The sequence below is a fragment of the Candidatus Aalborgicola defluviihabitans genome, from assembly GCF_016705985.1.
Classification (GTDB): Bacteria; Pseudomonadota; Gammaproteobacteria; order Burkholderiales; family Burkholderiaceae_C; genus Allorhodoferax; species Allorhodoferax defluviihabitans.
The window spans coordinates 141,142-155,559 of the sequence record NZ_JADJKN010000006.1; the positions used below are offsets into that span (position 1 = coordinate 141,142).

Here is a 14,418-nt window from a genome sequence, read left to right on the forward strand (position 1 = left end):
CCCTGTCATCGCAAACCAGGCTCTGGGCTGCCGATGGACACAGGCTTCTCCAACTCCTGCGCAGAGAAGTCATCCCACAACGATGGCCGACTTGCTTGCGGAATGCGCGGAGCTTCCGGTTCGACTCCGATGTGATCCAGCATCTTGTGGATGTCAGCACTGAATGTGATGAACGCGATGATGCTCATCTGGCCCGCACACCGGGCACTGGACCGGGAACACCTCGTAGATGCGGGCGATTGGCGTGGCGCGCCAACTAGTCGCTCAGGCCAGCTGCTCCAAGGCTGCACGCACAATGCTGGCCGCATCCACCCCAAAGTACCCGCGCAGCGCAGCTCGCGTATCGCTGCGGCCAAAGCCGTCGGTACCCAGGGTCAGGTAGCTACGGTCAGCGGGCAGGAACGCGCGCACGCTTTCCGGCACGGCGCACACATAGTCGGTGGCGGCGATGATGGGGCCGCTGCTGGCTTGCAATTGCTGCGCGATGAACGGCATGGGCGCAGATGCGTCACCGGCCATTTGGCGATGCAGGCAGGCGCGGCCTTCGCGGGCCAGTTCGCTCCAGCTGGTGACGCTGTACACAGTCACATTCACGCCCTGCTCGGCCAGTAGTTGCGCGGCCTCGACGACCTCGGTCAGGATGGCGCCAGAGCCCAGCAGCGTGATTTCCTTAAGAGAATTCAGGCTGTAGCCCTCGTCGGATATACATATATAGCTAGCAAACTTATAGCAACCCTTCACCACATCAGCCTCTACGCCTGCTGGCAGATCAGGCTGGGCGTAGTTCTCGTTCATCAGCGTGACGTAGTAGAAAATGTCTTTTTGCTCCACCAACATCTCGCGCATGCCGTGGTCGATGATGACCGCCATCTCTCCCGCAAAAGCCGGGTCGTAGGCCTTGCAGTTAGGGATGGTGGACGCCACCAGGTGGCTGGTGCCGTCCTGGTGTTGCAAGCCCTCACCGCCCAGCGTGGTGCGGCCAGACGTGGCACCCAGCAGGAAGCCGCGCGAGCGCTGGTCGGCGGCGGCCCAGATGGCATCGCCCACACGCTGGAAACCGAACATGGAGTAGTAGATATAGAACGGCAGCATGGCCAAGCCGTGCACGCTGTAGCTGGTGGCGGCTGCCGTCCAGCTGGCGATGGCGCCCGCCTCGGAGATGCCCTCTTCTAATATCTGGCCGTCCATGGCTTCGCGGTAGCTCAGCACCGAGCCAATGTCTTCGGGCGCGTAGCGCTGGCCGACGCTGCTGTAGATGCCCACCTGTTTGAACAGATTGGCCATGCCAAAGGTGCGCGCCTCGTCGGCCACGATGGGGACGATGCGCGGGCCAAGTTCTTTGTCCTTCAACAGGTTGCCGAGCATGCGCACAAAGGCCATGGTGGTGGACATTTCTTTGCCCGCCGCAGCGGTGGCAAAGGCTGCATAGCTGGCCAAGTCCGGCACCGGCACCACATCGGCTGTCGTCTCGCGGCGTGGCAGGTAGCCGCCCAACTGCGTGCGCCGCTCAATCAGGTAGCGCATCTCGGCACTATCTTGCGCTGGCTTGAAGAATTCAAGGTTGGCGGCCTGCGCGTCGGTGAGCGGCAGGTTGAAGCGGTTGCGAAACTCGATCAGCGCCGCCTCGTCGAGCTTCTTCTGGCTGTGCGTGGTCATCTTGCCCTGCCCGGCCTGGCCCATGCCATAGCCCTTTTTGGTGTGGGCCAGGATGACGGTGGGCTGGCCAACGTGTTGGGCGGCGGCGGCATAGGCGGCGTGGATCTTGACGATGTCGTGGCCGCCGCGCTTGAGGCGGTCGATCTGCTCGTCGGTCATGCCCTGCGCCAGCTTCTTCAGTTCTTCGTTCTGGCCAAAAAAGCTATCACGGTTGAAGCGCCCATCCTTGGCAGCAAAGGTCTGCATCTGGCCGTCCACCGTGTTGGCAAAGGCCTTGACCAGCGCACCGGTGGTGTCGCGTGCAAACAGGCCATCCCAATCGCTGCCCCAGACCAGCTTGATGACGTTCCAGCCTGCGCCACGGAAGAGCTTTTCCAGCTCGTCGATGATGCGGCCATTGCCGCGCACCGGGCCGTCCAGGCGCTGCAGGTTGCAGTTGACCACCCAGACCAGGTTGTCCAGCTTTTCGCGGCTGGCCAGCGTCAACGCACTCATGCTCTCGGGCTCGTCCATCTCGCCATCGCCAAACACGCCCCACACTTTTCGGCCAGCACAGTCTTGCAACTGGCGGTGCGACAGGTAGCGCATGAAACGCGCGTGGTAGATCGAGCTGATCGGGCCAATGCCCATGGAGCCGGTGGGGAACTGCCAGAAGTCCGGCATCAGCCAGGGGTGCGGGTAGCTGGAGAGGCCACGAGCGCCTGCGCGGGGGCCGTAATCTCTTGGCGGTAGTGGGCCAAGTCAGCCTCATTCAAGCGCCCTTCCAAAAACGCTCTGGCGTACACACCGGGTGCACTGTGCGGCTGGAAGAACACCAAGTCACCACCGCGTGATCCTTTGAAGAAATGGTTAAACCCCACCTCAAACAAATCGGTCGCGCTGGCATAGCTGGCAATATGGCCGCCCAGCTCACCATAGGCGCTGTTCGCACGGGCCACCATGGCCAGCGCGTTCCAGCGCATCAGGGATGCCAGCTTTTCTTCAATGGCCAAATCACCGGGGAAGCTGCCCTGTTGGTCCACCGCAATGCTGTTGACATAGGGCGTGGCCAGTTCGGGCGACCAGCCTATGTGTGCCGTGTTGGCCGCACGCACCAGTTGGTCCAGCACAAAGCGGGCGCGCTCGGGGCCTTGCGCAGCCACCAGGGCGGCAAAGGCGTCCGTCCATTCGGTGGTTTCTGTGGGGTCGGGATCGCCAGCGGGCGTGGAGAGGTGCGTAGAGTTCATGGAGCGGTTTATACCGCCAATGCAATGTCCAGCGCCTGGGTGATGTCCGCCAGCACGTCCTCTATGTCTTCCAGACCGACCGACAGGCGCACCAGACCTTCGCTGATGCCATGGGCAGCGCGCTCTTCGGGCGTGTAGCAAGAGTGCGTCATGCTGGCGGGGTGTTGTGCCAGCGACTCGGCGTCGCCCAGGCTCACAGCACGGGTTACCAGTTGCAGTGCGTCCATAAAGCGTATGCCGGCCTCCATGCCGCCTTTGAGTTCGAACGCAATCATGCCGCCAAACTGGCGCATCTGGCGTTTGGCCAGATCGTGCTGGGCAAAGCTTTTCAAGCCGGGGAAATGCACCGTAGCGGTGGCAGCGTGGGCCTGCAGAAGTTCGGCCACGGCCTGGGCGCTGCTGCAATGGCGGTCCATGCGCAGGGCCAGGGTTTTGAGGCCGCGCATGACCAGTTGCGCGTCGGGCGCGGACATGACGGCACCGGTCATGTCCTTGAGGCCAACCAGGCGCACGTGCTGCGCCAGCTCGGCATCGGCAAAGATGGCCGCACCCGCTGTCAAATCACCATGGCCGCCCAGGTATTTGGTCATGGAGTGCACAGACACATCGGCACCCAACAGCAAAGGTTGCTGCAGATACGGTGTGCAGTAGGTGTTGTCCACAATCAACTTGGCACCACCTTGGTGGGCGATTTGGGCCACGGCGGCAATGTCTACCAGGCGCATATTGGGGTTGGCCGGGGTTTCGCAGTACACCACCTTGGTCTTCGGGCCCATGGCAGCCTGCACCTGCGCGGGGTCGGTCATGTCCACATGGCGCACGGTCACGCCAAAGCGGGTCAGGCCGTGGTTCATGAAAGCATAGGTGCAGCCATAGAGCGTCATGTCGGCCAGCACCTCGTCGCCCTGCTCCAGCATGGACCACAGGGTGGCGGTTATGGCACCCATGCCAGAACCAAATACCACCGCACCGGCGCCTTGCTCCAGACTGGTCAGGCGGGCTTCCAGCAAGGCCAGAGTGGGGTTGGCAACGCGGGTGTAGAAGTAGCCCGGCTCGGTGCCGGCAAAGCAACGCGCGCCATAGGCCACATCGGGAAAGGCAAAGGTGGACGTGGCGTAGGTGGGCGGCACCAGTGCGCCTTGGTGATCAGCCGGGTTGTAGCCCCAGTGGATGGCTCGTGTGGCAAAACCGCCAGCCTTGTGCTTGGCTGCTGCGGGAATGGAATCGAGTGGCAAGTCGTTGGCTTTCATGGCGTTGTCTCCTACTGGTGTTATGTAGAACAATTTTTGTCCACATGCATCAGAATATTTTGGCAAAATTGCGGCTTCAATCGACAACAAATGATTAAATTAACCAAAATTATTGAATTTGTCGGCAAAATTCACCCATGAAACCATTTGACTCCATTGACCAGGCCATTTTGCTGGCCCTGCAACGCGACGCCCGCCAGACCATGGCCGAGTTGGCCGAGCAGGTATCACTCTCGCAATCGCCATGCTGGCGACGGGTGCGGCATCTGGAAGAGTCGGGCGTCATACAGGGCTACCACGCCAGTTTGAGCCGCAAACACCTGGGCTAGGCGTCACCGGGCTTTATCCACCTGCAAATGCAAAACCACACGCCAGAGGTAACAGCAGCGTTTGAACGCGAGGTCGTCGCGCTGCCCCAAGTGGTGTCTTGCCACAACCTGTCCGGCAATTACGACTTTTTGATCGAAGCCGTCGAGGTGGATTTGGAAAGCCTTTTCGGCACTGGTGCGCAACAAGATCCGCAGCCTGCCCGGCGTGAAAGAAATCGCCACCAGTTTTTCGCTCAAAGAGGTCAAGGCGGCGGGCATTTTGCCGGTGGGTGGCTAGCGCAGCAGTGTTCGCGCCCACACCGCGATTTGGCTCAATACACCGGCCGGGTGCCGAAGCGCGTGGTCTTCGCTCTTGCCAGTAACTTGACCAGTTTCATTTTCGCTTTCATGGCCTTGAACTCAACCCTGGCGATGGTTTCGCGGTCCATCGTGTCAGCGTCCCGGATGATGCCGATGAAGCAGGATGCCACTTTGGGCAGACGCTCGCCCATCACCCAAGAGTAGTCGTCTTCCGCATTGAGCAGGTACACCGGATTGCTGATCATGTTGATCAGCGGCACACCGGCCTCATACCAATCACCGCCGTCGGTTGGCGGGAAATCACCCAGCGGGCCTTCCGCAGGCAGGATGAATACGCGGTGCACATCGTTCTCTTCCAGATTCTTCAGAATGCTGCGCACCATATCGCCATTGAAGGGGGCAAATACGCCAGTTCCTTCAGGCAAACCGCTCTCAACCAGGTTGCCCGCGCTGTCTTCCACGGCTTCTTTCGCTACATGTTCAACGGTCATTTCCAGAACCACTCTGGGTACCACATCGTCCTTGTGATCCCGAATGAATGTCCGGGTGCCGATGGAGCCATAGAAGTGCCCTGCAGTGAGCAGGATGGTCAGGTTTCTTTTCAACTCCTTGCTGGCCGCAAAATGCTTTGCCACGGCCAGCACCACGGCGCACCCGGACGCGTCTTCGACCGGTGAGACAAAAGGGGAATCGTGGTGACTGTGCATGACCATCACTTCCTCGCCAGCGCCTGCGGCATTGCCACGAATTTCGCCCACAATATTGTGGGTAACACCGGGCTTGCGGGTTCCGCACAGCGTCAGTTTGGCGGTCGCGGCTCCAGAACGCGCCATCTCGATCAGGTCAAGCCTGTCCTTGCGGCTCACCCAGCATCCCGGCAGGGGCTTGTCCAGAATGTTCTTTTCCTTGAATCCATACGGTGCGTACATCTTGCACGATCCCCCCGGTTGGTCTTTGAGTATTCCGATAAAGCCCACCGCGCCTTTCTCGCGCGCCATTTTGTAGAAATGCCATCCCATGCGGACCCAGGTCGCGGGGTGATTGACCCGCATGATCGTGTCGTGGGGATCGTATGCACCCAGTGAAAACCTTTGCAGCAACTTGAGGTCGAGATCCGGAAAACTGATATCCGTCACCACAATCTTGCCTTTCCAGTCACCCCCCTGGAACAGCTTGCCGGGGTCGGCATAGACCAGCGCAGCGGTCAGCCCGGCCTCCGGGGTAAATGCGCAATGCGGAATCCACTGGCCTTCGATTTCCCGGTATCCGCCACCGTTATTCACTTCGAGTGAAAAACGGTTGACCTCGTACACCTCGACCGGGATGGCTTCCTTGCGCACATCCGTAATGCCAAAGGATTGCAGCTTGCTCACCAGGTAATCTTCGCACTGGTGTCCCGCTTGCGATCCGGCACGCCGCGGACCCCAGGCCGTCATCTCGTGTATCCATATGGTCATGGCGGCTTCGTCGAAGGCCCCATCGGCTGCGCTGGAACTGTCTTTCATTTGGATTTCCCCTGGTTGGTGATGAACGGCAACGCTGCTGATGCGGCGACAACATGACGGAACATAACAGTTAGTGGCCCGGCCTTGGGCGTTAAATGGACCTCAGTTGCGGCCAAGCCCGCCTGCCTACAATGCAGGCCTTGCCATCGGCCAAGCGCCATGGCCCCGAAAGACTTCACATGACCGACCAGCCCACCCCCACCGCAGCACCTGACGCATCCGACCCTTCCGACGCAGTGGATGCACCCGTCAAGCCCTTCATGCGCACCATCAAGAGCTTTGTGAAGCGGGCCGGGCGCACCACCACCGGTCAGGCCAAGGCGTTTGAAGAACTCGGTCCCAAGTTTCTGGTTCCCTACCAGCAAAACGCTATTGATTTCGAAGCGCTTTACGTAGATTCCACGAGGGCTAGCGGCCGAAAAGACTTAAACATTTCACCCATCGTGCTGGAAATCGGTTTTGGCATGGGCGAGGCCACGGCCCACATTGCCGGTGTGCTGCCCGACACCCGCTTCCTGTGCTGCGAGGTGCACGAGCCCGGCGTGGGCGCGCTGCTCAAGCGCATTGGCGAGCAAAACCTGACCAACATCCGCATCTGCGCCCACGACGCGGTGGAGGTCATTGACCACATGCTGCCGCTGCAAAGCCTGGACGGGGTGCACATCTTCTTTCCCGACCCGTGGCACAAAACCAAGCACAACAAGCGCCGCCTGATCCAGTCGCCCCTGGTGGCCAAGCTGGCGCGCCGGCTCAAGGTGGGCGGCTACCTGCACTGCGCCACCGACTGGGAGCCCTATGCCCAGCAGATTCTGGAAGTGCTCAGCGCCGAACCGCTGTTGAAGAACCGCGCTTTGGCAACCCACCCCGAGCTGGCCGGCTACGCACCCAAACCGCATTACCGCCCGCTAACCAAGTTTGAAAACCGGGGCATCAAACTGGGCCACGGCGTGTGGGATGTGGTGTTTGAACGCATCTAGCTTCACCTGCAGCGCTGCATGAGCCTGTACCGCCCCAACCCACCGCCTGCGCGCAACGGCGTGGGTGCCAGTTGTGTGGTCTTGGCGCCTGGCCCCTGGGCCACCATGCTGGACTATCTGGTGCAGCGCTTTCCCGGCGTGGCTGCCGCCACCTGGGCACAACGCCTGAACAACGGCGACGTGGTGGACGACCACAGCCAGGTGATAACGTCCGATACCGCGTTTGAAGCCGGTCGGCGCCTATACTACTATCGCGCCGTACCCAGTGAGCCACCCATTCCCTTTGAAGCCGTGGTGCTGTGGCAGGACGCGCACCTCATGGTGGTGGACAAACCGCACTTTCTGCCAGTGATGCCGTCCGGCAAGTATCTACAGGAAACCGTGCTGATCCGGCTGAAAAATGCGCTGGGGCTGGACGCCCTGTCGCCCATCCACCGCATCGACCGCGATACCGCCGGGCTGGTGCTGTTCTCCAAACAGGTGGCCAGCCGTGCGGCCTACCAAAACCTGTTTCGCTCACGGCAAGTGGACAAAACCTACGAATGCATTGCCCCCTGGAACCCGGACCTGCCCTGGCCCGTCACCCGCCAAAGCCGCATCGAGCCCGCAGCGCACTTCATGCAACAGACCGAAGTGGATGGCGCACCCAACGCCCTGACCCACATCACCCCAATCGAGGTGCAGGGCGCACTGGCCCGTTACGCACTCAAACCCGTAACCGGGCAGCGCCACCAGCTGCGGGTGCACATGGCGGCACTGGGCCTGCCCATTGTGGGAGACGGCATCTACCCCACGCTCACGCCCGAAGGCAGTGCCGACTACAGCCAGCCCTTGCAACTGCTGGCAAAGTCCATTGCATTTACCGACCCGTTGACGGGTGAGCCACGCCAGTTTGAAAGCGCCAAAAAACTGCGGGGGCTGGCCGAAGTCTCCTTAGAAACTACCTTCCTGCCCCCGTGAAATGGCGACGATACGCTACTGATTCTGCAGCATTCCGGCGGACAACCCGTGCATCCTGTTGTTGATGGAGCATTGTAAGATTCCGGCTTCGCTGCATCGATCATCCACCGACACAATCTGCCATGCATATTCCGCCACGCGACGTCAAACTGGAAGACTGTGATTTTTACCATTCGTTCACACTGGGTGGGCGTGACGTAATCGGACATTGGGACCTGCGTGACAACTGGGAGCCCTATCTGGGGCACGTCAATTTTTCCGGGCGCTCAGTGCTTGAGATCGGACCCGCCAGCGGATTCCTATCATTCTGCATGGAAAGTGCCGGCGCACAGGTAACCGCTTTAGAACCGCCGATGTCGCATCTCTGGGATGTGGTGCCGTCGCAAGGCATTGACCTCGTTGCCTGGCGCAACGGGTTTTCCAGACAGATCGAACGTGTGCGCAACTCGTTCTGGTACGCCCACGCCGAATTGAAGTCGTCAGTTCGCATGATTGAGGTGGATCCGTACCAAATGACAGACACCATAGGAAACTTTGACATTGGTCTGCTGGCAGCTGTGCTGCTGCATTGCAGGCGACCATTTGACCTGCTCGAAAGCGTCGCTGCACGAACCCGTAAAACCATCATCGTGACCGAGGTCTACAACGCGTCACTGGGAGAACAGGCTGCCTGCGCATTTCTGCCGCATCGCGGTGTTGATCAGGTGGACACCTGGTGGCATTTCACACCGCAATTTTTTGTCTCCGCACTGGGGCTTTTAGGTTTTACCGAAGCACGGGTTATTTTTCACACCCAGCGACAACCTTCTGTAGAGGGTCGGATTGTTGAACTTTTCACCGTCGTTTGCGAAAAACCGGGTAATACCTGACGACAACTTGTCAACCAGGCTCGCCACCACCTGGGGTGTCCAGCTGGACGGGCGAACCGCGCCAGTTTCAAGGCGCCAAAAACTGGGGGACTAGCCGCAGTTTCAACAGAAACGAGCGTCCAGCCCCCGTGAAATGGGCTATCAAGCCCACTGCACCTTGCCCTTGCCGGAGTACCAGGTTTCGACCTTGGTATCCACATCGCTCTCGATGCGGCTGCGCTTGATCTTCATGGTGGGCGTGAGGCACCCGTTTTCGATGGACCAGGGTTCGCGGGCGATAACCAACATCTGCAGCTTCTCGTGGCTCGGCAACGTGGCGTTGACGTCAGCCAGCAGTTCGGTCATCGCGGCCTCGACCTGGGCACGCACAGCGGGGTCTTTCTGCTTGGGACGCAGTTCCTCGTTGAGCACCACCAAGGCGTAGGCAGCGGAATGCCCCGCACCAGAGACCATGCAAGCCTCAATCATGGGGTGGGCATTGAGCTTGTTCTCAATCGGCGCGGGTGACACGTATTCGCCCTTGGAGGTCTTGAAGATTTCCTTGACCCGCCCGGTAATCTTGAGCAGGCCGTCCGCACGGCGCTCACCACGGTCACCGGTGCGGAAAAAGCCATCCTCGGTAAACGATTCGGCATCCAGGTCGGGGCGTTTGTAGTAGCCCACCAGCTGTCCGGGCGATTTGATGAGGATCTCGCCCTCTTTGCTGATGCGCACCTGAACGCCAGGCAGCGGGGCACCCACTGCGCCCGGCGCATTGACTTTGGGTGTGGACATATGGGAATAGGCCATGTCTTCCGACATGCCGTAACCTTCCATCAGGTTCAGCCCCAGACGGCGATACCAGGAAATCAATTCGCCCGGAATGGGCGCAGAGCCACTGCCAGCCAGCAGGACCTGATCCAGGCCTAGACCCTTGAGAACCTTGCGGCCAACGATCTTGCCAAGAATGGGAATGCTGAGCAGGCGGTCAAGCTTTTTGGGCGGCATCTTGGTAAAGACACCTTGCTGAAACTTGAGCCACAAACGGGGCACCGAAATAAACACATTGGGCCGTGCCCGGTTCAGATCCGCCAGGAAGGTGTCCAGCGAATCGGCGAAATACAAATGGGCATTGCCGCTGATCATCGTGCTGAACTCCAGCCACGCACGCTCAAATACGTGCGCCAACGGCAGGTACGACAACGCACGAATCTCAGTGTCGGCACCAATGTAGGTCTTCAACTCCTGCAGCATCCCCTCTCCGACTTTGGTCACACGCTCAAAGCTGTGCATAACGCCCTTGGGCGTGCCGGTGGAGCCCGAGGTGTAAAGCAGGACGGCAATATCGGTGCCAACACGACCCACGCGACCAGTGAGCGGCTTGGTTTTCTCAACAATAGCGTCCCAGCTGTCGTAGCTGGTTTTGGGGGCCAATGGGAAGGCAATGCAAGGCAAGTCGCTTGGTACACCTGGCTTTTGCGCCGGCCAGATATCGAGCTTGCCAACAAACAGCAGGCTGGCACCGCTATGTTCCAGCACGTAGCTGATAGTCTCTGCGGTCTCGGTGGGGAAGATGGCCACGGTGGTGCAGTCGGCCATCCAGATGGCCAGCTCGGCGATGACAAAGTGGGCACAATTCTTGGACAGCACGGCAACACGTGCACCCGGCTCCAGTTTCATGGCCTTGATGTGGGCGGCCATGCGGCGCGCCTGATCCACTGTCTGGCGCCAGGTGTAATCGACGACCTGCCCGCCTCCCACGGGCTGGGTCATGTAGACCTTGTCCGCCTGCTTGGCTTCGTTATCGTAGATGTAATCCAGTATCAGTTTGGGTTTGGCCACCGCAGATCTCCTTCTTGTGTAGAAGTCGAAGAATACCGCAGCAGGGGTCCAAACCACCTAGGGGAAAGTCCCCAATGAAACTAGGTTCAAACCTTTAATTCCTGCGCCGTGATCTGGTATTTGAAGCTGTCTGGCTCGTGGGAGTCGAATCGCCCCTCGGAATCTTCAGCCACGGGGTACATAAAAAAGCCCAGCTGGGGGCCCTTGGCATGCGGCAAAGACACGTCGTGCGCCACGTTGTAGCCAATCCAGTTGCCTTCCCAGCCGCCAAAAAGGTGCTGGTTTACGGGTGCAACCAATGGGTTTTGAGCGGATTTAATCCATTCAGACGTCTCCTGGCGCATGACCTTGGCTACGTCGGCCGGATCCATGGCCACCCAGCCATAACCGGCCAGATAGACTTCACTGCGGCAATGCTGCGCACCCTTGAGGCTGGCCGGGTTGCCACCCAGCTCACGGTAGCCAAAGGCACTGGGGCCACACGCAAGCCATACACGTCGCGTGCGGGTACACCCACCGCGCGGCACAGGCCCACAAACAGCGCGTTCAAATCGGCACACTTTCCGCCCAGGTTACCGGTTTCCAGCATGGTGGCAATATCGCCCGCGCCGCAGCCGCGCACCTTGGGTTCGCGAAAGGTGTTAACCACAATCCAGTCGTAAATCTTCTTGACCTTTTCCACATCGGTATGCGCGCCACGGGTTGCAGCCAGCGCGGTCTTGCGCACCAGACCATCGGTGGGCAGCAATTCGGTCGGCTGCGTCCAGAATTTCAGCGTAGCGGGGTCTTGCGGGGTGGCGATCTTGTGGGCCCAGTTTTGGGCACGGTTCTGGGTGCGCACCTGGCTGGTCAGCTCCACATAGGGCGCGGCCTGGTTGGCGGCAAATTCCACACAGAGCATGCGTGCACCGTAGTGGCCATCGTCTTCAAGGCGGGTGGTGCCGTTGCTGGCGTAACTGCTGACAAGGGACTCCTGCCAGTCCGTGTTAACCGACGGAATGGGCACCCACAGGCGAGTGGCGCCCTTGGCTTTCTGAATATCGACCCGGGTGGTGACTTCAAACGTGCGCCAGGTGCCAGGCTCGGGGTTGAAGCGGCGCGGGGATTGCGCCGTAGACTGTGCAAAATTAATAGCGGGAAACGTAGTTCCGACGAGGGCTACAGCCGAATTTTTCAAAAAAGTTCGGCGCGAATCGGCACACGCGGTGGCGCAAACGGTGGTCATACAGAGAACTCCGGATTAGATAAAAAAACGGGCGCAATCGGCGTAGGTCAAAATACCCCGAAGTTGGCACAGGCTGCTGCCGCATGAACCGGCAACGGCCACCCATTATCGCCCGCCCCTATCTGGAACCTTGCTTTTGAGCTCTGATGCATTGGCCGACCTGTCGCTGGCCGTTTTTGAAAAAGTGGTGGGCTCCACCCCTGGCTTTCGCCCCCGCGCAGGCCAGCATGACATGGCCGCCTGCGTTGCCACCACCCTGGCCCAAGGCGACCTGGGTGAGCACTCCACGCCCACCAAAGCCATCGCCGTCATCCAAGCCGGCACCGGCGTGGGCAAATCGGCCGCGTATGCGTCCACGGCTATCGCGCTGGCGTTGGAACGCAAAACCCGGGTGCTGATCTCCACTGCCACGGTAGCGCTGCAAGAGCAGCTCATGGGTAAAGACCTGCCGGCGCTAGCCCAAACCATGGACAAGCCCTTTGTATTTGCCCTGGCCAAGGGCCGTGGGCGCTATGTGTGCAAGCTGAAGCTGGAGCGCCTGGTGGGCAGCGGCGGCAGCCCCGACGACCTGTTTGATGCCGACAACGACGCCCCCAAACCGTCCCCCTTTGCAAAAACCCTGTCGCAGGAAGAGGCTGAAGAGCGCCGCATTCAGTTGTACGAAACCATGGCCACCCTGCTGGCAACCCAGCAATGGGATGGCGACCGCGACAGCTTGCCTGAGGCGCCCGACCCGCGCGACTGGTCCACGGTAGCGGCCGAGCGCCACACCTGCACGGTGCGCCACTGCCCGCGCTTTCGTGACTGCAGCTACTACGAGGCGCGCACCCGCCTGGGCGAAGCCAACGTGATCGTGGCCAACCACGACCTGGTGCTGGCCAGCCTGGGCATGAAGACCCTGCCCGAGCTGGACAACTGCCTGGTGATCTTTGACGAGGGCCACCACCTGCCCGCCGTGGCGCTGGATCAGTTTTCCAGCAGCATGGACCTGTCCAACCTGCGCTGGATGGACAAGTGCCCCAAGATTCTGCAAGAGGTGGCCAGCACCCTGCAACTGCAAGTGGGTGAAGATGTGACCACCATCACCAGCCAGCTCAAAGGCGTGCTCACCCAGCTGGCCCGCATGGCCATGGAGATGATGTGGGAGCATACCGGCCGCAATGCCGATGGCGCAGGACAAGACGGCACCCTGCGCTTTGCCCATGGCGTTCTGCCCGAGGCGTTGGTGGAACCCCTCACACAGATTTTGGCGCAAGCCACGGGCCTGTCCAAAGCGCTGGAGGCGCTGGGCCTGGAGGTCAAGGCGGTTGCCAAGGAAGACCCCTCGCAGGCTGTGCTGTGCGCCCAGCTCTACGCCAAACTGGGTAGTCTGGCGCCCCGGTTGGGGAGCCTGGTATCCACCGCCGCCCTGTTACTGGAACACGGCGAGCAACCGCTGGCCAAATGGCTGCAGGCCCAAAGCGAGCACGGCTACCTGACCATGACGGCACACGCCTGCCCCATCGTGCCCGGCGACTTGCTGCGCCAGTTTTTGTGGAGCCAGGTGCGGGCGGCGGTGGTGACATCGGCGTCACTCACCAGCTGCGGCAGTTTCGACTACTTTTTGCACGAGGCGGGGCTTTACAACAACCCCAATGTCACCGCGCTGGAAGTGGCCAGCCCCTTTGACTACGCCAAGCAGGGCACGCTGACCGTGGTGCACACCCGCGCCGACCCCAAGCAGGCCGAGGCCTACACCCGGGAGATGGTGGCCGAACTGATGCAAGACCTGGCACAGGTGGAGCATGGCGCCTTGGTGCTGTTCACCTCACGCGCCCAGATGCGCACCGCCACCGAGACGCTACCGGCCAAGCTGATGGAGGTGGTGCTGGTGCAAGGCACGCAATCGCGCACACGCCTGCTGGCCTCGCACATGGCGCGGGTCGAGGCCGGCTTTCCCTCGGTCATTTTCGGCATGCAGTCCTTTGGCGAAGGGCTGGATTTGCCCGGCACGCTGTGCGACACGGTGTTCATCACCAAGCTGCCCTTTGCTCCGCCGTCTGACCCAGTGGACGAAGCACGGGCCGAATGGCTGCGCACGGTGGGGCGCGACCCATTCAACGAGCTAGTGATTCCGGCCACCGGTATCAAGCTGCTGCAATGGACCGGCCGCGCCATCCGCACCGAAGACGACCACGCCGCCGTGATTTGCTACGACAAACGCCTGTTGCTACAGAGCTATGGCAAACGCATGCTGGCGGGCCTGCCGGCGTACCGGCTGGAGCAACGCAAAAGTCGCAGCGATATTTAGTCCGGAGTTG

Annotated in this window: 11 protein-coding genes and 2 pseudogenes; 6 read left to right on the top strand and 7 right to left on the bottom strand. The window is 60.6% G+C overall.

The window, feature by feature from the left end:
- Positions 1–5: 5 nt before the first annotated feature.
- The 3 genes and pseudogenes from IPI80_RS08275 to IPI80_RS08285 all read right to left on the bottom strand — a co-directional run bounded on the left by IPI80_RS08275 (position 6) and on the right by IPI80_RS08285 (position 4,132).
- Entirely contained in the window at positions 6–188 is a 183-nt protein-coding gene (locus IPI80_RS08275) for a hypothetical protein (RefSeq protein WP_413858984.1), read from the bottom strand.
- Between the two features lie 76 nt (positions 189–264).
- Positions 265–2,882 (bottom strand): annotated as a pseudogene (gene mdeB, locus IPI80_RS08280) (alpha-ketoglutarate dehydrogenase).
- A gap of 8 nt (positions 2,883–2,890) precedes the next feature.
- Entirely contained in the window at positions 2,891–4,132 is a 1,242-nt protein-coding gene (locus IPI80_RS08285; RefSeq protein WP_413858986.1) for a methionine gamma-lyase, read from the bottom strand.
- Positions 4,133–4,269: 137 nt separating this feature from the next.
- On the opposite strand from IPI80_RS08285, the gene IPI80_RS08290 reads away from it, so the two are divergent.
- Positions 4,270–4,461: an Lrp/AsnC family transcriptional regulator gene (locus IPI80_RS08290; protein WP_413858988.1), complete on the top strand. Its 192-nt coding sequence runs from the start codon at positions 4,270–4,272 to the stop codon at positions 4,459–4,461.
- Between the two features lie 27 nt (positions 4,462–4,488).
- Positions 4,489–4,566: pseudogene (locus IPI80_RS08295) on the top strand (AsnC family transcriptional regulator); the annotation flags it as partial.
- 206 nt (positions 4,567–4,772) lie between these two features.
- On the opposite strand, the gene IPI80_RS08300 reads toward IPI80_RS08295, so the two are convergent.
- Complete coding sequence (locus IPI80_RS08300; RefSeq protein WP_413858990.1) at positions 4,773–6,266, bottom strand: M28 family peptidase; 1,494 nt, start codon at positions 6,264–6,266, stop codon at positions 4,773–4,775.
- Between the two features lie 179 nt (positions 6,267–6,445).
- Here IPI80_RS08300 and trmB point away from each other — a divergent pair, with 179 nt between their 5' ends.
- The 3 genes from trmB (at position 6,446) to IPI80_RS08315 (ending at position 9,072) form a co-directional block, all read left to right on the top strand.
- A complete protein-coding gene (gene trmB / locus IPI80_RS08305; RefSeq protein WP_413858992.1) occupies positions 6,446–7,243 on the top strand; it encodes a tRNA (guanosine(46)-N7)-methyltransferase TrmB in 798 nt (265 codons plus the stop codon).
- Positions 7,244–7,261: 18 nt separating this feature from the next.
- A complete protein-coding gene (locus tag IPI80_RS08310; protein ID WP_413858994.1) occupies positions 7,262–8,203 on the top strand; it encodes a pseudouridine synthase in 942 nt (313 codons plus the stop codon).
- 122 nt (positions 8,204–8,325) lie between these two features.
- Complete coding sequence (locus IPI80_RS08315; RefSeq protein WP_413858996.1) at positions 8,326–9,072, top strand: hypothetical protein; 747 nt, start codon at positions 8,326–8,328, stop codon at positions 9,070–9,072.
- Positions 9,073–9,213: 141 nt separating this feature from the next.
- On the opposite strand, the gene IPI80_RS08320 is transcribed toward IPI80_RS08315, so the two are convergent.
- From IPI80_RS08320 to IPI80_RS08330, 3 genes are all read right to left on the bottom strand, one after another.
- The gene (locus tag IPI80_RS08320; protein ID WP_413858998.1) at positions 9,214–10,893 is read right to left on the bottom strand and encodes an AMP-binding protein; all 1,680 of its coding nucleotides are present in this window, start codon (positions 10,891–10,893) and stop codon (positions 9,214–9,216) included.
- Positions 10,894–10,979: 86 nt separating this feature from the next.
- A complete protein-coding gene (locus tag IPI80_RS08325) occupies positions 10,980–11,264 on the bottom strand; it encodes a hypothetical protein (protein ID WP_413859000.1) in 285 nt (94 codons plus the stop codon).
- Positions 11,246–12,118: a transglutaminase-like domain-containing protein gene (locus tag IPI80_RS08330; RefSeq protein ID WP_413859002.1), complete on the bottom strand. Its 873-nt coding sequence runs from the start codon at positions 12,116–12,118 to the stop codon at positions 11,246–11,248. Before IPI80_RS08330 ends, IPI80_RS08325 begins: the two co-directional genes overlap by 19 nt.
- Before the next feature lie 136 nt (positions 12,119–12,254).
- Between IPI80_RS08330 and dinG the strand changes: the two genes are divergently transcribed.
- Positions 12,255–14,408, top strand: coding sequence for an ATP-dependent DNA helicase DinG (gene dinG / locus IPI80_RS08335; RefSeq protein ID WP_413859004.1), 2,154 nt, complete (start codon positions 12,255–12,257; stop codon positions 14,406–14,408).
- Positions 14,409–14,418 lie beyond the last annotated feature (10 nt).

Excerpts from the sequence above, each read along its gene's own strand:
- IPI80_RS08300 (WP_413858990.1), bottom strand. The coding sequence starts at position 6,266 with ATGAAAGACAGTTCCAGCGCAGCCGATGGGGCCTTCGACGAAGCCGCC.
- IPI80_RS08285 (WP_413858986.1), bottom strand. The coding sequence starts at position 4,132 with ATGAAAGCCAACGACTTGCCACTCGATTCCATTCCCGCAGCAGCCAAG.
- IPI80_RS08310 (WP_413858994.1), top strand. The coding sequence starts at position 7,262 with ATGAGCCTGTACCGCCCCAACCCACCGCCTGCGCGCAACGGCGTGGGT.
- IPI80_RS08290 (WP_413858988.1), top strand. The coding sequence starts at position 4,270 with ATGAAACCATTTGACTCCATTGACCAGGCCATTTTGCTGGCCCTGCAA.
- trmB (WP_413858992.1), top strand. The coding sequence starts at position 6,446 with ATGACCGACCAGCCCACCCCCACCGCAGCACCTGACGCATCCGACCCT.
- IPI80_RS08275 (WP_413858984.1), bottom strand. The coding sequence starts at position 188 with ATGAGCATCATCGCGTTCATCACATTCAGTGCTGACATCCACAAGATG.
- IPI80_RS08315 (WP_413858996.1), top strand. The coding sequence starts at position 8,326 with ATGCATATTCCGCCACGCGACGTCAAACTGGAAGACTGTGATTTTTAC.
- IPI80_RS08330 (WP_413859002.1), bottom strand. The coding sequence starts at position 12,118 with ATGACCACCGTTTGCGCCACCGCGTGTGCCGATTCGCGCCGAACTTTT.
- IPI80_RS08325 (WP_413859000.1), bottom strand. The coding sequence starts at position 11,264 with ATGGATCCGGCCGACGTAGCCAAGGTCATGCGCCAGGAGACGTCTGAA.